Raw genomic sequence first — 18,846 nt, forward strand, 5'->3', positions numbered from 1 at the left:
TTTATTAATGCCGCATTGAGGTTTTCAATTTCTTTAGAGAAAAGAGCACGCTCATCAAACAGTATAAATTATATTGTGTAGTATTTTACATGAAAGGATAATGCAATTTACGCATAGGAGATTTAATTTTATCGCACAGAGTAATGAGTGATAGAAATTAACATGACAATGTAAATACGCATACATAACCATTAATACATTTTATAGTAAATTAGGATCTTTTAAACACGCATTTTCTAATTCCGCACTAGCCACTAGGATTTAGGAAAAAATAAATGAACTCCTATGTCCGAGGGGAATAAAATTAAAAAGTATGATAGTAAAATTAGATGAAAATGAGCAGCTGAAACTGAGCATTTATCGTAAGAGGTTAGCTTATTGGTAGTAACTTCTCACCTTGTTAACCTCTAAGGCCCGTTAAGGGGTCAGTTTGGATATCGAAAATTATTGTACGTTAAGGCTGTTTTTTGACCTTCCGACTTTAGCTGGTCTCAACCGACGAAACTTACCGGAAGCCGGTATCCGGTTGCTTTTCCAGATATAATCACCTGTCAGATTGATGTGCTCCCAGCCTAACGGCGACAAATGCGACAGCAGTTGTTCGTTGATCTTTAGTCCTTTACGCTTCAGGGCATCGATCGCCCTTTCCATATACACAGTATTCCACAGCGAGATCGCAGCCGTCAGAAGCGTCAGTCCACTGGCGCGATAGCTCTGATTTTCAGGCTTTCTGTCCCTGATTTCTCCCAGCCGGTGCATAAATACCGCCCGCGCCAGTGCGTTACGTGCCTCACCTTTATTCAGCCCCGCCTGTACTCGCCGACGCAATGCAGGATCGCGGAACCAGTCAAGCATAAATAGCGTTCGCTCAATGCGCCCAATTTCTCTCAGTGCTTTGGCAAGTCCGTTTTGCTTGGGGTAGCTCGCTAGTTTTTTCAGCATCAGAGATGCTGTCACGGTTCCCTGCTTTATCGAGGTCGCCAGACGCAGTACTTCACGCCAGTGAATTTCGATCTCTTTCAGATTCAGGCTGGTCGTTGATATCAGTGACTGAAGCGCCGGGTACTGGTCCGCTTTCCCTTTGATAAACAGCTTTTTGTCGTGGAGATCCCTGATTCGCGGACAGAACGCAAACCCCAGCAGATGCATCAGGGCAAAGACATGATCGGTGAAACCTGCGGTATCGGTGTAATGCTCTCTGATTTCCAGGTCGCTTTCGTGGTATAGCAGGCCATCGAGAACATGGGTTGAATCCCTGACCCGACTGATTATGCAGGTGTAAAACGGGCTGTATTGATCCGAAATATGGGTGTAAAACTGACGTCCAGGCTCCTGCCCGTATTTCGGGTTAACCTGCCCTGCGTAGCGGCCAGAGCTGCCTGTTCTGAAATTTTGTCCGTCTGATGATGACGTTGTCCCGTCTCCCCAGAATGCCGCCAGTGGTCTTTTCCCCTGCGCGTTTACCAGCTCTGCGAGGGCGGCTGAATAGGTTTCGTCGCGGATGTACCATGCCTGGATATCTTCCAGTGATGATTTGGTGCTTCCGGGACAGGCTTCCGCCATTTTGGTCAGACCAAGATTGATGCCATCCGCAAGGATGGTGGTGAGGAGCAGGCGGGTATCGGGACGGGTAATGTCGTTTTTTATATGCGAAAAATGTCGGGTAAACGTCGTCCAGCTGTTTACCTCATCGAGAATTTCCGTGATTTTAGGGCGCGGTAGCATGCTGTAAACCAGCTCTGCCAGCGGTGAAACCTGCACCGGGACGCAGTTATCCAGCGGAGAGACTTTTACTCCCCTGTCAGATATTTCCACATCGGGCAGTTCACCAAGGGCTGCCATGGCATTGACCTCTTCAAGTCTGGACTGAAGCAGAGTCATACGGCTGGTAATGTACTCATGATTATCAGCTGATACGGGCAGGGGCAGCGCCGGTGTGAGTTTGTCAAAGTCCTTTTCGGGAATGAGGTAATCATCAAAGTTTTTGTAGCGGCGTGAGCCTTTAACCCAGATGTCTCCGGAGCGCAATGCCCCCTTAAGCTCGCTGAGCGCACAAAATTCATAGTACTGCCGGTCAATACCCGCAGGTGTAATCACCACCTTGCGCCAGCTTTCAGGGACAAACTCAAGCGGCGCTGTCGCCGGAACTTTACGTGACTGCTTCCGGTACATATCCTGGATCACAACCAGCGCATCAGCCAGAGGTTGCGCTGCCGGGGTGGCGACTAACTGTAAAGCAGACAACATGCGCGGGGCATATTTCCGTAATGTGCTGTATTTCTCAGTAATAATATGCAGCGGATCAAAATTATTTTTTCTGGCGAGATGGCGCGTTTCTTCCAGACTGGCGACAAATTCAGGCCATGGCAGTATGTTTTCTATTGCGAGCCATGGATCGCCACCGGAATCACGAGCTTCAAACAGTGCCTGGCCGATATCTATGTACTGCCTCAGTTTTGACTGGATCAGCTTTCCGGTCTGCTGAAGGCGCTCAGCCTGTGTTCTTTTGGCTTTGCTGAACAGGCTGTTCAGCATGCGTTCATGCAGCTCAATCACTTCATCTGTCAGTGTGGCTCTGGCTTCTTCCAGCACGCACACCAGGATCGCATGACGCCGGGCTGCTGAAAATCGGGTCAAATCCCGGCTGCTCATCTTTCGGCCTTCCCGCGCCAGTTTCAGCAACCGGTTCTGGTGAATGGTACGATCTATACCTTCAGGTAATGCCAGCAATTCAATGCTACTGAGCCGATCAAGGTGTTGCAGCACGTTCTTACCATTGATTTTACCCGGCGGTTGCAGAAGCCATGTCAGTCTGGAAGACTTATTATCTGAGGACTCAAGTAAACGATCCAGGGCATCCCTGTGAGCCGGAGTTAACGGGGCATTCAGGGTCTGAAATACGATTTCATCGCCGCCAGCCATGGCCTCCGCACAGGTACGCTCCACGACATCAATCGCGGGGATTATCACGTTGTTCTTCCGGAGCCAGACCAGCAGTTCTTCGGCCAGAAGAATACCTTTATCGGTGCGCGTCGCCATCGGCAGCAGGTGTGTAATACAGTCCTGCTGTATTTTGCCGGTGAACGATTTTACGCCAAGGTAGCGGTACAGTTCGGTTAAATGTTCGCGTCGCGTGGTTTCCCTGCCGGAAAGGTAAGCAGGCCAGAGATCCCCGGTAAGTTTTAGCCTGCTGGCGATATGCTTCAGCAGCATATCAGAGGGTGGGATTTTTTTATCCGGTGCAAAGCCGACATTTTTCAGATAGCAAAGAAGGACAGCAAAACCAAAACGGCTGGCGGGTTTACGGTGAGCACTGATAAGCGCCAGATCATGTTCACTGAAATAGGCCATTCGTGTCAGCGTTAACTCATCGTCCGGTAATGCCAGTAATGATTCTCTTTCCGACAGAGAAAGAATCTGCCTCCTTGCCATATAGTTTCCTTCATAAATTATTCTGTGCGGTATTTTTAACAAAAATGCTTATCGCATAAGGGTACACCCTGACGCTATAACTAAAACGTGACGGCACATCATGAATGAAATAACCTATATGCGATAGATTAAATGCAATAACCTAAATGCGATAACACGGTGAAAAAATGTTCATCAGAGCTTATTTAAGGGCATCGACGGAAGATCAGTTCGCCGATCGGGCAAAAGAGATGCTGGAGCAGTTCGTTCAGGAACGAGGCTATAAAATAGCCAGTTACTACCGGGAGAACATCAGCGGAACAAAACTTGACCGCCCGGAACTGGGACGCTTACTGATGGACAGTCACCACAGTGATATTTTGCTGGTCGAGCAGATAGACCGCCTGACCCGTCTGAGTAACAGCGACTGGATGACGCTGAAAAAGCAGATAGAACAACATGAGCTGCGGATTGTCAGCCTGGATGTCCCCACGTCATGGCAGGCGCTGTCAGATAAAGACCCTTCACAGACTGACCCAATCACCTGCGCAGTGATAACAGCTATCAATAATATGCTTATCGACCTGATGGCTGCGATGTCGCATAAGGACTGGCTGAGCCGCCGCCAGCGGCAAAAACAGGGAATTGAACGGGCCCATATACTGGGGAAATATCGAGGCAAACAGGCTGATCAGGAACGACATCAGAAAGTTCTGTACTACCGGGAGGTCAAGAAACTGAGCATCCGTGAAACGGCAGAAGCAACAGGCTACAGCACTTCACAGGTTTGCCGAATCCAGGCATATCATCGAGATAAGTTAGATTTTAAATCAATAAGTAATAAATAATGCAAGTTCCATTCAATAACACATGATAATAAATTTACATTTATTTACATAAATTCACTTTGTGCATACATTTTGGTCATGTAATAGTGAAACAGCACTTTATGTTAAAATTTATAAGAGGGATTTTTATGTCAAATATCAGAGAATTGAGTTTTGATGAAATTGCATTAGTCAGTGGTGGCAACGCAAACAGTAATTATGAAGGAGGCGGAAGTCGTAGTCGTAACACCGGAGCCCGTAACTCACTGGGACGAAATGCACCGACACACATTTACAGTGACCCGAGCACAGTTAAATGTGCTAATGCTGTCTTTAGTGGAATGGTTGGTGGTGCCATTAAAGGTGGTCCTGTAGGAATGACCAGAGGAACTATTGGTGGGGCAGTTATCGGCCAGTGTCTCTCCGGTGGAGGAAATGGTAACGGAGGCGGAAACAGAGCTGGTTCCAGTAATTGTTCAGGAAGTAACGTCGGTGGTACCTGTAGTCGATAAGTAAGTATCAACGGAGGATACTGCAGTGTTTATTAAATTATTGTCTTTTATATTAAGTTTATTACTGGGTTTTGCGCTATTAAGTGGTTCCTCCATTATTGATTTGTCATGGTTTTCGTTGCCTGAGGAATTTTCAAAAATAGTAATTACATTGATCACCTTGTTTTCCACTGCTAAATTTACAGATATAGTTTTAGCAAAAATAATAACCTTCATAAAGTGATGTTTTGTAATGGATGAACGTTCGAGCCAGTTTAGATATAGTAAATACAGCGCTATTATTTTTCTTGCAGTGGTTATTATATCAACTATTGTAACATTATCGCCAACCTTTACACTGCGTTATGTTGGACTGGATATTGCATTTTTCATTGTGTTCATTACAGAGATTCTAATTTCAACTCTTGTTTACTTATTTTACCTAAAGGAATTTCCTGAGTGTAGAATAAAAATAAGAACAGACTCAGCTACAGTTAAATTTTCAGCCCTGTCATTCCTTATAATTATTCTGATACAGTTAGCTGTTTACTGCTACAGAGACTATTTATATCATTACGAACCATCACAGATAAACTGGATAACAGTTTTAGTGATGACACTGGTCGTACCCTACTATGAGGAGATCGTATACAGAGCCTGTGCCTTTGGATTTCTGCGTTCAATTTTCAAGGAAAACATTATCATTCCCTGTGTGATAACATCTTTGTTTTTCTCTCTGATGCACTTTCAGTATTATAATGTTCTGGATCAATCAGTCCTTTTTGTTGTATCTATGCTGTTATTAGGGGTCAGAATTAAAAGCAGATCCCTTTTTTATCCTATGTTAATACATTCAGGCATGAATACCTTTGTTATATTATTAAATATTCAAAATATTTTATAACCATGAGTATATTCAGGGAGGAAGCATTAGAACATAACAGTGATACAGAGTACGGAGATATTGTCTTACCCGCGTCATTTGGCATGTCAGTATGCGCCGTTGCTACATTACTTATATTTCTGAGCGTCTCATTATTCGTTTATTATGGTAGTTATACCCGCAAGGCTCATCTTACAGGTATAGTGATGCCTTCATCAGGACTGGTGAAAATCACACCGCAATATGCCGGATACGTCACCCGACAGACTGTTTCAGAAGGTCAGCACGTAGCTGCCGGTGAGCCTGTTTACCATATCAGCGGCGAGCATTACAACGGGCAGGGCACAGGTACACTGGCAGCCATGAGCATGTCCCTGAAGACTCAGTATGCCATGCTGTCTTCCCAGCAGACTCTGGAATTGCGTGACAACAGTCAGCAGCAGCAGGCCATACTACAGCGAATTGCCTCCCTGAAACCACAGATTAAAAGTGCAGAGCTGCGCCTGTCGCTTGCCGGGCATCAGGCCACGCTGGCCGTGTCCGTCATGGAGCGCTATAAAAAACTGGCTGGAACGCATTACGTATCAGATATCGAATACCAGCAGAAGCAAATTGACGTTTCTACGTCACTGCAAAACGTTGAGGATCAGCGTCAGGGGCTTCTGCAACTACACACTGCAATGGAGGCTGCTGAAGAAGATCTTAACCATCTCATCGTTCAGGGGGAAAGCCGTAAAGCTGAGCTGGACAGGCAGTTGCAGGGGATCAGGCAACAGCAGGACGAACTGGCCGGACAGGAGAACTTTACGCTGACGTCACCGGTATCCGGAACCGTTGCTGCCGTGCTGATCAGACAGGGACAGTCTGTCAGGGCATCTGAACCGGTCATGACTCTGGTTCCCGACAATGCTCGTCTGCAGATAGAACTCTATGCCACCAGTCAGAATGCCGGTTTTATTCAGCCGGGGCAGCGTGTTGCACTTCGGTTCGCCGCATTCCCCTATCAGAAGTTTGGCGTTCAGTACGGGACTATCCGAGAGATAAGCCGTACAACGCTGACCCCTTCGGATTTACTCTCCGTATCCCCTGTGACCTGGAAAGAGAATGAAGGGCACTACCGCGTCATCGTCGAACCTGAGAATACCTTCATTCTGGCTTATGGAAAACAGGAACCCCTGCGCCCCGGCATGACCCTTGAGGGGGATGTCAGCCTGGATACCCGCCATTTGTGGGAGTGGCTGACCGAGCCACTCTGGAGCCTGAAAGGAAAACTGTAATGGATACCCTTAAATGGACCGGGAGAAAACAGCTCCCCCTCATCCGGCAGACAGAGTCTGCGGAATGTGGTCTGGCATGTCTGGTCATGATGGCCTGCTGGCATGGTCTGCAGACAGATTTACCCACCCTGCGCGAACGTTTCAGTATCAGCACACAGGGGATGACCCTGCAGAGGCTGATAGAGTGTGCAGCCGGTATCCGGTTGTCCTCCCGGGCCGTCCGGCTGGAGCCGGAAGACCTGAAATCCCTTTCTCTCCCGTGCATTCTCCACTGGAACATGAACCATTTCGTCGTGCTTTATAAAGTTCGCGGGAGCAGGCTGGTTATCCACGACCCGGACAAAGGGAAGATAACGCTCTCCCTGCAGGATGCAGGAAAACATTTCACCGGTGTCGCGCTGGAGTTGACGCCGGCCAGTGATTTTACCGCCCGGGATGAAAGAAAAAAAATTCGCCTGCGCCAACTGACAGGCAGGACACCCGGGCTGCTGGCCGCGATGTCGCGCATCATCATTTTTGCCCTGGCGCTGGAAATCCTGACGCTGAGTAGTCCACTTCTCAACCAGCTGGTAATTGATGAAGTGCTGGTTGCCGCCGATCGAAGTCTCCTGACCGTTATAATCATTGCCCTGCTGCTGCTGTCAATGACCCAGATGCTGCTGTCGCTGGCACGCCAGTGGGCCAGTATAACTCTGTCCGTCAATTTTAACATGCAGTGGACAGCCCGGGTTTTCCATCATCTGGTGCGTCTCCCGCTGGGCTGGTTTGATGCGCGCAGTAAGGGAAGTATCAATGCCCGTTTTGAGGCCGTGGATACCATCCAGGAGGCGCTGACCACGCAGGTACTGGAAGGTATTCTGGACGTGTTGCTCGTGATAACTGCGCTCTGTATGATGCTGCTGTACAGTCCGGAAATGACGCTGATAGCCGTACTGGCAGCCATTATCTACGGTGTGCTGAGGGCGTTGTGGTATCCGTCCCTTCGACAGTCGGCAGAAGATGCCTGGGACGCAGGTGCCAGGGAGTCCGGGCATTTTCTTGAAACCCTCAACGGTATTCTGAGCCTGAGAATTAACGGCGTGACAGCGCACCGTGAGGCCGCCTGGCTGAACCTCAACATTGTTCGCAGGAATACGCAGCTGCGACAGAGCCGTCAGCTGATGTGCTATGACATTGCACACACCCTGACCGGCAGCGTGGTATCAGCGATTATTTTGTGGAAAGGTGCCGGGGAAGTACTGAACGGTACCTTCACCGTCGGCATGCTGGTTGCTTATTTGTCCTACCAGATGCGTTTTTCATCCAGTATCAGCAGCCTGACCGATAAGTATTTTTCCTGGCGTATGCTTGATATCTACAACGAACGCCTGGCTGACATTGTGCTGACCCCGACAGAAGACTATCAGCAACAACCCGCTCAGGAAGACAATGATACTTCTGTCTTCCCGTCCGTATTCCGGGGGGATGTGGCCGACGGTGCCCGTGTTCCTTTATCCCTTGAGCATATAACCTTCAGCCACAAGGGAGGGAATAAACCGATACTCCGCGGGGTGTCGCTGACACTCCATCCTGGCGAGGTGATGGCCATTACCGGTCAATCCGGATGCGGGAAATCGACACTGGTGAAGCTTATCCTGGGGATCCACATCCCGGATGAGGGAACAATCAGGGCATTTGGCATACCGCATACCCACCCGGATTATTTTCAGGTACGTCAGCGAATCGGTACCGTACTGCAGGATGACCATCTTTTCAGGGGCTCCATTGCAGATAACATCATTTTTTTCAGTGGAGACCGCAATCATGAACGAATGATCCAGTGCGCCAGACTGGCACTTATCGACAGCGATATCATGTCTATGCCGATGGGGTATCAGACGCTGATTGGTGAAACCGGTGGAGGGCTTTCCGGAGGGCAAAAACAACGCATTCTGCTGGCCAGGGCTTTGTACAAGAAACCGGGATTTTTATTACTGGATGAAGCGACCAGCCATCTTGATGTTGAAAGTGAAATTCAGATAAGCCAGACACTACGTCAGCTGGGGCTTCCTGTCCTGCTGATAGCCCATCGCCCGGAAACCATAGCCTCTGCAGACCGGGTTCTGTATCTGGCAGACGGCTGCTTTACGGAGCTGAGGCACAAGCGCACCATTGATGATGGGCTGAACAAAAATTAACCTTAACGTACAATAATTTTCGATATCCAAACTGACCCCGTTAACTTAACGATAGCACATGGTAAAAAGGTTATAAAAAGTTAGTAATTAAATATTATTAAAAATCATAATGTTACCTAATACTAACTGTTAGTCACATTCAGATACAACGATGGCTGCGTGATTGCGCGTTCGGCAGAAGCAAAACCCTTTGTGAACATGGGCGACCCCTGGTTTAAGCAGAAAGAGCAGCTTCGCCGCCACGGCGTGACCTGCTTTAGCAGCAATTATGAGCTGTACGCGGATATGTCGCATCGGGTGATGACCATTCTGGAAGAACTCACCCCGCGTGTGGAAATTTATAGTATTGATGAAGCGTTTTGCGATCTGACCGGGGTTCGCCACTGTCGGGACCTGACGGAGTTCGGGAAAGAGATTCGCGCGACGCTGTTGCAGCGCACGCATCTGACCGTCGGCGTCGGCATTGCGCCGACCAAAACGTTAGCCAAATTAGCGAACCATGCGGCCAAAAAATGGACGCAGACGGGCGGCGTGGTGGATCTATCAAACGTTGATCGTCAGAGAAAACTGATGGCGCTGATGCCGGTCAGCGAAGTCTGGGGGATCGGGCGGCGTATTGCCAAAAAGCTGGAAGCGATGGGGATCACCAATGTACTGCAACTGGCGGAGACGGATATTCGCTTCATCAGGAAGAATTTCAGCGTCGTCCTGGAAAGAACGGTGCGGGAGTTGCGGGGGGAACCGTGCCTGGCCCTTGAGGAATTCTCTGCGGCTAAGCAGGAGATTATCTGTTCCCGCTCGTTTGGCGACCGCGTTTGCCATTATGAGCAAATGCGCCAGGCGATTTGTAGCTATGCCTCGCGGGCGGCGGAAAAATTGCGGGCAGAACATCAGTACTGCCGGCATATCTCCGCTTTCATTAAAACCAGCCCGTTTGATACCCATGAAAAATACTATGGCAATTATGGCTCGGTAAAACTGCTCACACCCACGCAGGACAGTCGGGACATCATTAACGCGGCCATACGCTGCCTGGATGCCATCTGGCGCGATGGACATCGGTATCAGAAGGCTGGCGTGATGCTGGGTGATTTTTTCAGTCAGGGTGTGGCGCAGCTCAATCTGTTTGATGACAATGCACCGCGCCCCAAGAGTGAGAATTTGATGAACGTGCTGGATAGTCTTAATGCAAAAGGGGGGAAGGGAACGCTCTATTTTGCAGGCCAGGGGACGCAGCAACAGTGGGTGATGAAAAGGGAGATGCTCTCACCGCGCTATACCACGCGGTTTTCGGATCTGCTGGTGGTGAGGTAAATAATCAGTCAACACAAGCCGTTACGTGAAGGGATTTCCCTTTCCATCGGCAGGTGCATTCGTTAGCATATTGTTTCGCAGTTAAGCGTTTTTATGTGATTTCAGGAAGAGGTTAACGTGTTTGCAGAGTATGGCGTTCTGAATTATTGGACCTATTTGGTTGGAGCGATTTTTATTGTACTGGTGCCGGGGCCGAATACACTATTTGTGCTGAAAAGCAGCGTCGGAAGCGGGATGAAGGGCGGCTATCTTGCGGCAAGCGGTGTATTTATCGGCGATGCCGTGCTGATGTTTCTGGCCTATGCCGGTGTGGCGACTCTGATTCAGACGACCCCGGTCCTGTTTAATATTGTCCGCTATCTCGGCGCGTTCTACCTGCTTTATCTTGGCGCGAAGATCTTGTATGCCACGCTGAAAGCGAAAGGGCGCGAGTCAACAGAAGGCTCTGTACCTTCTGGCGCAATATTTAAACGCGCGCTGGTGCTGAGTCTGACCAATCCAAAAGCCATTCTTTTTTATGTCTCGTTTTTTGTGCAGTTCATTGATGTGAATGCAACGCATGCCGGCGTCTCGTTTTTCATCCTGGCGACCACCCTTGAAGTCGTGAGCTTCTTCTATCTGAGCTTCCTGATTATTTCTGGCGCGTTTGTGACTCAATACATTCGAACCAAAAAGAAACTGGCAAAAGTTGGGAACTCGTTAATCGGCCTGATTTTCGTTGGCTTTGCCGCTCGCCTGGCAACGTTACAATCATAATGTGAATGGCCCGTCTAACCGCGGGCCTGTAACCAATAAATGGTATTTAAAATGCCAGTTACGAAGCGTAACCTTTCCTGAAACAGCGGTTTAATCACGATCGCTTCATACCGACTGGAAGAGGGAAAAAAATGCTTCAGATCCCACAAAATTACATTCATACACGCGCCACACCGTTCTGGAATAAAGAAACAGCGCCCGCCGGAATTTTCGAACGCCATCTTGATAAAGGTACCCGACCGGGAGTTTATCCCCGTTTATCGGTAATGCAGGGGGCGGTCAAATATCTCGGATATGCGAATGAGCACAGCCCGGAAGCGGAAAAAGAGATGATCATCGAGGCGGGGCAGTTTGCTGTTTTTCCACCGGAGAAGTGGCACAACATCGAAGTGATGACGGATGACACTTATTTTAATATCGACTTTTTCGTTGCGCCGGAGGTTCTGCTGGAAAGCGCGAATCAGCGAAAAGTCATTCATACCGGGAAAAAATAATCATGAGCAAAGCAACCTATACTGTCACAGTGACGAATAACAGCAATGGCGTTTCTGTCGATTATGAAACCGAAGCCCCCATGACCTTACTGGTACCAGAGGTAGCCGCTGAGGTGGTAAAAGATCTGGTGAATACGGTACGTTCATACGACACGGAAAACGAGCACGATGTTTGCGGCTGGTAAACGCCGATAAAAAAAGCCCGCACGGAGGCGGGCAAGAATACTGGAAGCAATGTGAGCAATGTCGTATTGAATACCTGAGTCATTTACTCAACTATTCAATAGTGAGAAAGATAATCTTTATCATCTGGATGTGCAAGCCTGACACGCGTAAGAGAACGAACAATCTGAAAATAAGTGATATTAATCACAAAAAATCCGTCCTATAAGCTATGCTGTTTTTGGTAACAACAAACGAACCGCTAACTTAAGAAAATAAGTGAGGAAAACATGGGCTGGATTTCATGGGTTATTTTTGGTCTTATTGCCGGTATTCTGGCGAAGTGGATCATGCCTGGTAAGGATGGTGGCGGATTTTTTGTGACGATCATTCTGGGGATCGTCGGTGCCTTTGTCGGAGGATTGATTAGTACGTTCTTTGGCTTTGGCAAAGTAGATGGATTTAACTTTGGCAGTTTCGCCGTCGCGGTTATTGGCGCGATTGTCGTTCTGGTGATCTACAGAAAGATCAAAAGCTAAATCACTGCGCATTCTTGACCAAAGGCTACCGCAAGGTAGCCTTTGTCATTCTGGAACCCCGGTTACCACCAACCTAATCCGGTTCCGGCCATGACCACAATGGCCACAGCAATCATAATCAGCGTTGTTTTCTTCATCTTTATGCGCCGGGCGCGGCATAACCGCCAATAAAAAACCAGGCCAGAAAAATAACGGCCGTAATGAAAATGACGACGGGAAAAATAATACCCAGTCTCATGCGATCACCTGTCTGAATTATGCAAAGAGGTGCAAGGATAGCAGGGCTTAATGTAGGGCAAAAGGAGTTTTACGCGCACGTTTTTATGTTCAGAACGCGTGTGCTATCGACGCGATAATCGGTCGTGATTAAAGAAGGCCGCTAGTCGTTGAGTTCAGAAAGCCAGTCCGCCAGAACGAGGGCGTGATTTTGCCGGGTATCTTTTGCCGCATACAACAGGGTTAGCGGCTGTTGGCGAGCGATACCTAACAGGCGTTTACCTTCCAGGGGCTGTTGGGCCAACTCAGCGCGATACAGTTCGGAAAAATGATTAAAATCGAGCGTTTCAGCGTGAAAGGCTTTACGTAATTCAGTGGAAGGGCTAAGGGTTTTTGCCCATTCATCAAGGCGCAGATCGCTTTTCTTAATGCCACGCGGCCAGAGCCGGTCAACGAGCACCCGGTAGCCATCATCATTTTCAGCCGGATCATAGACGCGTTTACAGTGAATTTTCATGTCTGTCTTTCTCCTCAATCCAGGCCAAAAAGGCATCGAGCTGCTGGTCGGAAAACACGCGGATACCCTGTTGGCTTAACAGTGCGGCAGCAACGCCCATGCCTGAATGACGATGACCGCTGAAGGTGCCGTCATAAATCGTCTGGCAACCACAGGTGGGGCTTCCGTCAGTTAATAGCGCAGCTTCACACCCGGCATCCTGCGCTGCACGAAGGGCAAGCCAGGCCGCCAACTGATAATGTGCGGTAACATCCTGACCTGAGTCATCACACACGCTGGCGCAAGCTTGCATCACATCTTCGCCGGAGCCACCAACGATCTCCGCCGACGGGCGCGGCGTCGGTAAGCCGGCAGCCAATTCCGGGCAGTGAATGACCAGACGATTTTCATCCTGCAAAGCGGCAAGCGTCGCCATCAACTGCGCTTTATGGCTGCCGTTATAACGAACGTTATATCCCATCAGACAAGCGCTAACCAGAATTCTACTTTTCATTGCGTTAAAAACCGTTGAGCAGAAGAGCAACTACTATAGCACTGTGCACTTAACCACCCCAAAATTAAGGTATTGTGACAGCAGGAAAAGATCGGTAGGCTTAAGTCGTTTATATTTCATTAATTCATTGCTCTGACGTCAGGAATTCTCCATGGAAAAATCCCCTGTAAAAGATACGCTGCGGATTGCACTGGTGGGTGATTACAACGCCGGAGTCGCAGCTCATCAGGCAATTCCTCTGGCTATTGATGATGCGGCAGCCGTTCTGGACTTAATTGCCGACTATGACTGGCTAGCGACGACCGAAATCAACAGTGCTGAAGATCTGGTGGGATACGACACCCTTTGGGTAGTACCAGGCAGTCCGTATAAAAATACCGAAGGTGCGCTACTCGCTATCCGCTATGCGCGCGAAAACGGCATTCCTTTCCTCGGCACCTGCGGTGGTTTTCAGCATGCGATCCTTGAATATGCGCGCAATGTGTTGGGCTGGACGGATGCGGCACATGCGGAAACTGACACTTCCGGCCGGATGGTGATCGCTCCGCTAGCCTGTTCACTGGTGGAAAAAACCGATGCTATTGAACTGCGTCCCAATACGCTGATTGCGAAAGCGTATGGACAGCCCACGATTACCGAAGGCTACCATTGCAGCTACGGGATTGCGGATGCTTTTGCCGCTGAACTGGAACGTGGCGATTTACGGGTTACCGGCTGGGATGAAAACGGCGATATTCGCGCCGTAGAACTGGTCACGCATCCTTTCTTTGTCGCTACGTTGTTCCAGCATGAGCGCGGTGCGCTGGAGGGTAAACCGGTTCCGTTGGTTCAGGCAATGCTGCGCGCAGCACGCGGATAACCACACGGGCAGGGTTAAAAGCCTGCCCCGATCCTTCTACTGCTTACCCACAATAAGCGAAACCAGCCCTGCGGCGATAAGCGGTCCGACGGGCACCCCGCGAAACAATGCAACGCCCAACACCGTACCAACCAGTAAACCGGCAACCAACTGCGGTTGACTCCCCATCAGCGTAACGCCGCGCCCCCCGAGCCAGGAAACCACCACGCCAATCGCAATCGCTACCAGTGATTTCCAGTTAAGAAACGAATGGATGAGCGTAGAAGGGGGCAGCGTACCACTGGCGATAGGGGCCATCACCCCAATGGTCAGGATAATAATCCCGATGGTCAGTCCTTGTTTTTCAATCCACGGGAAAAAAGTATTCAGCGGTGTCACGCGGACGATAATCAGCACCAGAATAGACACAGCGACCGTCGTGTTATGGCTGACAAAGCCTAAAGCCGCCAGTCCCAGCAGGATCAGCAGAGTGACATCAAACATTGTGGTTTCCTTGCCAAAAAAAGTTAAGCCTGTTTACTCTACGCCCAAACGCAGAGGCGAACAGACTTTTTTAGTCTCAAATGTGCATTTCAGGCAAATGTACAGTGGGAAAAATAAGTGAACTGCGGTCGATTGTCATCAGAGTGCCATCTTCGTCAGCTATCAATACCTCGTAAGCCAATAAAATCTTCTGGCACGAGATGTTACTATGAACGATCACCTGTTTATTGAAACGCTGATAATAACCTCATCCTTTTTGGCTATCGCCGCAGTGCTGGTGATTTCCGTTCTGATTTTAGAACGCGGAAGCTGAGCCTTCAGGCGGTGCGGCGAAATTCGACCTGTTCAGGCTGTGCGATGCGCAGATAATCATCGGTATTAAGGATGATCGACTTATCAAGAACCCCGGCGTTAAAGGCGATTTCGCTGTAGCGCTCGAACAACAGCGGGTCTGCGACAAGCTTCAACTGTGGGTGAAAACTAAAGGGCGGAATAGCACCAAATACGCAGCCCGTAAGCGCATCAACCTCTGCCGGACTGGCAAGAGAAGCGCGTAAGCCGCCGAGGAAGGTGGCAAGGCGGGAGAGATCGGCCTGCTGGTCGGCGGGTAAAATCGCCAGAACATGCTGGTTCACGCCGTTTCCTTTCACTTTGCAGACCAGCGCTTTCGCCCCCTGGCCCAACGCCGTCCCGCGAATTTCGGAAACCGCCTCACACTTGCCCACCGCCTCATGGCTGATGACGCGAAAGCGAGCACCTTCCAGAGCCAATAAATCCAGTAAACGTTGATGGGTCATCACGCCCGTCGTCACTTCGCTCATCCTGCACTCCTTTTTGTGCGAAAAAATAACGCTTCAAGCCTAACATGAACGCAATTGATTCTGCTGCTTATTAAAATAAAGCTGCTCGTCAGAGGCTTTATAGGCATCATGCAGCGTATCCTCTGGCTGCATTGTGTAACTGCCAGAAGAAAAACGCAGATGTTTTTCCGGGGCGGTGGTAATGAGATGGCTGGCGATGCGGGCTGGCAGTTGCGATGCCATCTCTGGCGTCGCATCAACCAGAATGACACAGAATTCATCACCACCGAGACGGATCGCGTAATCACTTTTGCGGATCGACGCCTCAATCGCCTGAGCCAACAGCGTGATTGCCAGATCGCCCTCCTGATGACCCAATGTATCATTAATGGTTTTAAGCTTATCCAGGTCAATCGCGATAAAGGTTACTGGAGTTCCTGACTTCACCAGTCGTTGTAACCGTTGTTCGAGGGTGGGCGTTAATATTTTTCGGTTGTACAAACCGGTCATCGCATCGCTAATATTTTCCTGTGTGACATTGTGGTAGAGGCGAAAATGCAATCTGACCATATTGAGTAGCAGGGCGGTTGCCAGCAAAAAGAAGACGAAAATTTTCCATGAGGAGACGAAAAAATAGAGAATATCGAGTGAGAGTTCGACGTGGAGTCCGCCGGGAAGGTCGCGGACATAATTTACGTAGGGGAAAAGATCGTTCTCACTTTCGTGAATAATAATGGTCTTATCGGAATGGGTATCCGTCAGGCGGGCATCCAGATAACGCCAGACCTGTGGGCGATCGTGGGTATAAACAATATTCTGCAAATTCTGCTTATTGATGTCGACCATCACCATACCTTTTAACTTCCCCTCCAGATAAACCGGGGTTAAAAAGCTCATCACGTTCAGTTCGGTGCGATCGTCCTGATAAATGCTGGAAAGGGCGGTGTGTCCCGTAAATAAACCATCGATATCCGCCTTGTGAATGCCCAGCAGACCTTGCTGCAAAAACGTCCAGTGGTGCATGGCAAACTGATGGGTATTAATCAGCGCAGAGAAATAAATATAATGATGCTGCAGGTCGAGGTAATACCGAAAATTCTGCGCGGAGGCTGCTAATCCTTTACCGTAGTCCGCCTGATCGCGGTTAACCACCACCGCCCGATCAAAAGCAGGTAACAGTAAAATGTCACTGACGATAGCGTCACAATTATTCGAGGGAGTTTGCAGCGTACCGCTGAGCGCGGAATAATTATGGCGGATGAGATTAAGCCCATAGACGCTATTCACGTGACCAAAGGCCCGGCATATTTCGTCACGTTGCTCTGCCGACACGGGACGTGCGGGGACGGCAAAGGTGCGCATTAAATGCGCGGCAATCCCCTGGTTCTGATATTTCTCATACAGAAAAGAGGAGTCTGCTTTTTCGATGATATAGCGCATATAGGCACTCATGGCCTTATGACTGGAAATCAATTCATAAATTAAAAAAGAAGACGTCAACAGGACAACACTTGCAGAAATAAAGAGCCTGAGCGCTTTATGAGGCAATTTCATGGTGAAAAACAATCCTCCAGATCAGATGATCCATTTTATCACACGGCTCAGATTCAACCTATAGACCACAAGACGATCAATGCCTTAGGACGAAAAATAACCAGCCAGGGGAGGCCTGGCTGGGCAATGATTAGCTATTACTGGTCGCATTTTGTTTGTGAAAAAGCTCGCGGAATACCGGATAAATATCATCCTGATCGCGAATATGCTGCATCGCGAAATTCTCAAAGGTCGCCTGCAAATGTTCATATTCACGCCAAAGCGTCTGATGCGCGCGGCGGGTAATTTCGATATAGCTATAATAACGCACCACCGGCAGCAGATTTTTCGCCAGTATTTCATGACACAGTGGAGAATCATCCGCCCAGTTATCGCCATCCGACGCCTGTGCTGCGTAAATATTCCACTGCGCAGGATCGTAACGCTCTTTCACCACTTCATCCATTAACTTCAGGGCGCTGGAGACAATAGTGCCCCCGGTTTCCTGCGAATAAAAGAACTCATGCTCATCCACTTCTTTCGCCTGAGTATGGTGGCGGATATAAACGACCTCAACGTTCTTATAGGTCCGGCTCAAAAACAGATACAGCAGAATATAAAAGCGCTTCGCCATATCTTTGGTGGACTGATCCATTGAACCGGAGACGTCCATCAGGCAGAACATTACCGCCTGACTGGAAGGGTCCGGACGTTTTTCATAATTCTTGTAGCGTAAATCGAAGGTATCAATAAACGGCACGCGTTCGATTTTAGCCCGCAGTTCAGCGATCTCTTTGCGCAGTCGTTCCTCTTCCAGCAGCTGCGCTGGCTCGCTTTTACTGATGATATCAAGATCTTCTTCCAGCGCCCGGAGTTCACGGCGTTTGCCTGCGGTCATTGCTGTGCGCCGCGCCAGCGAATTTTGTAGCGAACGTACCACGCTGATGTTGGCCGGAACCCCATTGGAGGTATAACCGGCGCGGTGGGTTTTATACTCCGTTAGCTGTCGCTGCTGATTTTGCTTCAAATTCGGCAGTGCTAAATCTTCGAACAGCAGGTCAAGATATTCATCTTTAGATATCTGGAAGACGAACTCATCCTGGCCTTCACCGTCCGGGCTGGCCTGGCCTTGTCCGCTGCCGGAACCACCGCCGTTGCCCTGAGGGCGTTCAATGCGGTCATTCTGCACGAAATGATCGTTGCCGGGATGTACGCGATGGCGAAGGCCGCCACGCCCCTGATGGAACATCGGTTCGCTAATATCTTCCGTGGGAATGGAAACGGACTCGCCGCTGTCTACATCGGTCACCGAACGCTTATTAATGGCCTCGGAGATCGACTGTTTGATTTGCGCTTTATAACGGCGTAAGAAGCGCTGGCGATTCACCGTGCTCTTATTTTTGCCGTTAAGTCGTCGGTCTATGAACCAGGTCATATGCCCCCCGTACTGCATTTGCCAACTTTACGCTTCATCCTGCAAGTTATCTCGGCGTTAGCTGCATTCGCTCACCCCAGTCACGTACTTGTGTACGCTCCTGGGGATTCACTTATTTGCCGCCTTGATACACCTTGAATGATTTTGCGTACAGACGAACTATTGGCCCGGTAAACGGA

Annotated in this window: 19 protein-coding genes and 1 pseudogene; 12 read left to right on the forward strand and 8 right to left on the reverse strand. The window is 49.2% G+C overall.

What is annotated here, in order from left to right:
• Positions 1-444 precede the first annotated feature (444 nt).
• On the reverse strand, positions 445-3,432 hold the full coding sequence (locus tag HVY19_RS08775) for a Tn3 family transposase (protein WP_016236529.1): 2,988 nt from the start codon (positions 3,430-3,432) through the stop codon (positions 445-447).
• Positions 3,433-3,599: 167 nt separating this feature from the next.
• Between HVY19_RS08775 and HVY19_RS08780 the strand changes: the two genes are divergently transcribed.
• The 10 genes and pseudogenes from HVY19_RS08780 (at position 3,600) to HVY19_RS08820 (ending at position 12,331) form a co-directional block, all read left to right on the forward strand.
• Positions 3,600-4,259 (forward strand): recombinase family protein, encoded by a 660-nt coding sequence (locus tag HVY19_RS08780; protein WP_001567320.1) that lies wholly within the window; start codon positions 3,600-3,602, stop codon positions 4,257-4,259.
• 128 nt (positions 4,260-4,387) lie between these two features.
• Positions 4,388-4,750 carry a hypothetical protein gene (locus HVY19_RS20880; protein WP_001567321.1) on the forward strand — a complete coding sequence of 121 codons (363 nt, stop codon included), beginning with the start codon at positions 4,388-4,390 and terminating at the stop codon, positions 4,748-4,750.
• Positions 4,751-5,342: 592 nt separating this feature from the next.
• A complete protein-coding gene (locus HVY19_RS20750) occupies positions 5,343-5,633 on the forward strand; it encodes a CPBP family intramembrane glutamic endopeptidase (RefSeq protein ID WP_227641047.1) in 291 nt (96 codons plus the stop codon).
• 2 nt (positions 5,634-5,635) lie between these two features.
• Positions 5,636-6,889 carry an HlyD family efflux transporter periplasmic adaptor subunit gene (locus HVY19_RS08790; protein ID WP_001567323.1) on the forward strand — a complete coding sequence of 418 codons (1,254 nt, stop codon included), beginning with the start codon at positions 5,636-5,638 and terminating at the stop codon, positions 6,887-6,889.
• Positions 6,889-9,066: a peptidase domain-containing ABC transporter gene (locus tag HVY19_RS08795; protein ID WP_086504903.1), complete on the forward strand. Its 2,178-nt coding sequence runs from the start codon at positions 6,889-6,891 to the stop codon at positions 9,064-9,066. Before HVY19_RS08790 ends, HVY19_RS08795 begins: the two co-directional genes overlap by 1 nt.
• A 147-nt stretch (positions 9,067-9,213) precedes the next feature.
• Positions 9,214-10,380: pseudogene (umuC, locus tag HVY19_RS08800) on the forward strand (translesion error-prone DNA polymerase V subunit UmuC); the annotation flags it as partial.
• Positions 10,381-10,497: 117 nt separating this feature from the next.
• The gene (gene leuE, locus HVY19_RS08805) at positions 10,498-11,136 is read left to right on the forward strand and encodes a leucine efflux protein LeuE (protein WP_181683926.1); all 639 of its coding nucleotides are present in this window, start codon (positions 10,498-10,500) and stop codon (positions 11,134-11,136) included.
• A 131-nt stretch (positions 11,137-11,267) separates the two neighbouring features.
• A complete protein-coding gene (yeaR, locus tag HVY19_RS08810) occupies positions 11,268-11,630 on the forward strand; it encodes a DUF1971 domain-containing protein YeaR (protein WP_181683927.1) in 363 nt (120 codons plus the stop codon).
• Between the two features lie 2 nt (positions 11,631-11,632).
• Positions 11,633-11,815: a DUF1869 domain-containing protein gene (locus HVY19_RS08815; RefSeq protein ID WP_181683928.1), complete on the forward strand. Its 183-nt coding sequence runs from the start codon at positions 11,633-11,635 to the stop codon at positions 11,813-11,815.
• Between the two features lie 267 nt (positions 11,816-12,082).
• Positions 12,083-12,331, forward strand: coding sequence for a GlsB/YeaQ/YmgE family stress response membrane protein (locus HVY19_RS08820; protein ID WP_181683929.1), 249 nt, complete (start codon positions 12,083-12,085; stop codon positions 12,329-12,331).
• 139 nt (positions 12,332-12,470) lie between these two features.
• Here the strand turns inward: HVY19_RS08820 and HVY19_RS08825 are convergent, their stop codons facing one another.
• The 3 genes from HVY19_RS08825 to HVY19_RS08835 all read right to left on the reverse strand — a co-directional run bounded on the left by HVY19_RS08825 (position 12,471) and on the right by HVY19_RS08835 (position 13,557).
• The gene (locus HVY19_RS08825; RefSeq protein WP_181683930.1) at positions 12,471-12,569 is read right to left on the reverse strand and encodes a YoaK family small membrane protein; all 99 of its coding nucleotides are present in this window, start codon (positions 12,567-12,569) and stop codon (positions 12,471-12,473) included.
• A gap of 141 nt (positions 12,570-12,710) precedes the next feature.
• Positions 12,711-13,064 carry a DUF488 domain-containing protein gene (locus tag HVY19_RS08830; RefSeq protein WP_181683931.1) on the reverse strand — a complete coding sequence of 118 codons (354 nt, stop codon included), beginning with the start codon at positions 13,062-13,064 and terminating at the stop codon, positions 12,711-12,713.
• Positions 13,048-13,557, reverse strand: a complete 510-nt coding sequence (locus HVY19_RS08835; protein WP_181683932.1) for a DUF523 domain-containing protein — start codon at positions 13,555-13,557, stop codon at positions 13,048-13,050. Before HVY19_RS08835 ends, HVY19_RS08830 begins: the two co-directional genes overlap by 17 nt.
• A gap of 151 nt (positions 13,558-13,708) precedes the next feature.
• On the opposite strand from HVY19_RS08835, the gene HVY19_RS08840 reads away from it, so the two are divergent.
• A complete protein-coding gene (locus HVY19_RS08840; protein WP_181683933.1) occupies positions 13,709-14,416 on the forward strand; it encodes a CTP synthase in 708 nt (235 codons plus the stop codon).
• Positions 14,417-14,452: 36 nt separating this feature from the next.
• Here the strand turns inward: HVY19_RS08840 and HVY19_RS08845 are convergent, their stop codons facing one another.
• Complete coding sequence (locus HVY19_RS08845) at positions 14,453-14,899, reverse strand: DUF441 domain-containing protein (protein ID WP_181683934.1); 447 nt, start codon at positions 14,897-14,899, stop codon at positions 14,453-14,455.
• 208 nt (positions 14,900-15,107) lie between these two features.
• On the opposite strand from HVY19_RS08845, the gene yoaI reads away from it, so the two are divergent.
• Positions 15,108-15,212, forward strand: a complete 105-nt coding sequence (gene yoaI / locus HVY19_RS08850) for a small membrane protein YoaI (RefSeq protein ID WP_181683935.1) — start codon at positions 15,108-15,110, stop codon at positions 15,210-15,212.
• A gap of 4 nt (positions 15,213-15,216) precedes the next feature.
• On the opposite strand, the gene HVY19_RS08855 is transcribed toward yoaI, so the two are convergent.
• From HVY19_RS08855 to HVY19_RS08865, 3 genes are all read right to left on the reverse strand, one after another.
• Complete coding sequence (locus tag HVY19_RS08855) at positions 15,217-15,720, reverse strand: YbaK/prolyl-tRNA synthetase associated domain-containing protein (protein WP_181683936.1); 504 nt, start codon at positions 15,718-15,720, stop codon at positions 15,217-15,219.
• 39 nt (positions 15,721-15,759) lie between these two features.
• Complete coding sequence (gene dgcJ / locus HVY19_RS08860; protein WP_181683937.1) at positions 15,760-17,253, reverse strand: diguanylate cyclase DgcJ; 1,494 nt, start codon at positions 17,251-17,253, stop codon at positions 15,760-15,762.
• 130 nt (positions 17,254-17,383) lie between these two features.
• Positions 17,384-18,667, reverse strand: coding sequence for a YeaH/YhbH family protein (locus tag HVY19_RS08865; protein WP_181683938.1), 1,284 nt, complete (start codon positions 18,665-18,667; stop codon positions 17,384-17,386).
• Between the last annotated feature and the right edge of the window lie 179 nt (positions 18,668-18,846).

This window comes from Citrobacter sp. RHB25-C09, from assembly GCF_013836145.1.
Classification (GTDB): Bacteria; Pseudomonadota; Gammaproteobacteria; order Enterobacterales; family Enterobacteriaceae; genus Citrobacter_A.

Excerpts from the sequence above, each read along its gene's own strand:
- HVY19_RS08845 (WP_181683934.1), bottom strand. The coding sequence starts at position 14,899 with ATGTTTGATGTCACTCTGCTGATCCTGCTGGGACTGGCGGCTTTAGGC.
- HVY19_RS08840 (WP_181683933.1), top strand. The coding sequence starts at position 13,709 with ATGGAAAAATCCCCTGTAAAAGATACGCTGCGGATTGCACTGGTGGGT.
- yeaR (WP_181683927.1), top strand. The coding sequence starts at position 11,268 with ATGCTTCAGATCCCACAAAATTACATTCATACACGCGCCACACCGTTC.
- HVY19_RS08825 (WP_181683930.1), bottom strand. The coding sequence starts at position 12,569 with ATGAGACTGGGTATTATTTTTCCCGTCGTCATTTTCATTACGGCCGTT.
- HVY19_RS08795 (WP_086504903.1), top strand. The coding sequence starts at position 6,889 with ATGGATACCCTTAAATGGACCGGGAGAAAACAGCTCCCCCTCATCCGG.
- HVY19_RS08815 (WP_181683928.1), top strand. The coding sequence starts at position 11,633 with ATGAGCAAAGCAACCTATACTGTCACAGTGACGAATAACAGCAATGGC.
- HVY19_RS20880 (WP_001567321.1), top strand. The coding sequence starts at position 4,388 with ATGTCAAATATCAGAGAATTGAGTTTTGATGAAATTGCATTAGTCAGT.
- HVY19_RS08780 (WP_001567320.1), top strand. The coding sequence starts at position 3,600 with ATGTTCATCAGAGCTTATTTAAGGGCATCGACGGAAGATCAGTTCGCC.
- HVY19_RS08790 (WP_001567323.1), top strand. The coding sequence starts at position 5,636 with ATGAGTATATTCAGGGAGGAAGCATTAGAACATAACAGTGATACAGAG.
- HVY19_RS08820 (WP_181683929.1), top strand. The coding sequence starts at position 12,083 with ATGGGCTGGATTTCATGGGTTATTTTTGGTCTTATTGCCGGTATTCTG.
- yoaI (WP_181683935.1), top strand. The coding sequence starts at position 15,108 with ATGAACGATCACCTGTTTATTGAAACGCTGATAATAACCTCATCCTTT.
- HVY19_RS08830 (WP_181683931.1), bottom strand. The coding sequence starts at position 13,064 with ATGAAAATTCACTGTAAACGCGTCTATGATCCGGCTGAAAATGATGAT.
- HVY19_RS08855 (WP_181683936.1), bottom strand. The coding sequence starts at position 15,720 with ATGAGCGAAGTGACGACGGGCGTGATGACCCATCAACGTTTACTGGAT.
- dgcJ (WP_181683937.1), bottom strand. The coding sequence starts at position 17,253 with ATGAAATTGCCTCATAAAGCGCTCAGGCTCTTTATTTCTGCAAGTGTT.
- HVY19_RS08835 (WP_181683932.1), bottom strand. The coding sequence starts at position 13,557 with ATGAAAAGTAGAATTCTGGTTAGCGCTTGTCTGATGGGATATAACGTT.
- HVY19_RS08775 (WP_016236529.1), bottom strand. The coding sequence starts at position 3,432 with ATGGCAAGGAGGCAGATTCTTTCTCTGTCGGAAAGAGAATCATTACTG.
- HVY19_RS20750 (WP_227641047.1), top strand. The coding sequence starts at position 5,343 with ATGACACTGGTCGTACCCTACTATGAGGAGATCGTATACAGAGCCTGT.
- HVY19_RS08865 (WP_181683938.1), bottom strand. The coding sequence starts at position 18,667 with ATGACCTGGTTCATAGACCGACGACTTAACGGCAAAAATAAGAGCACG.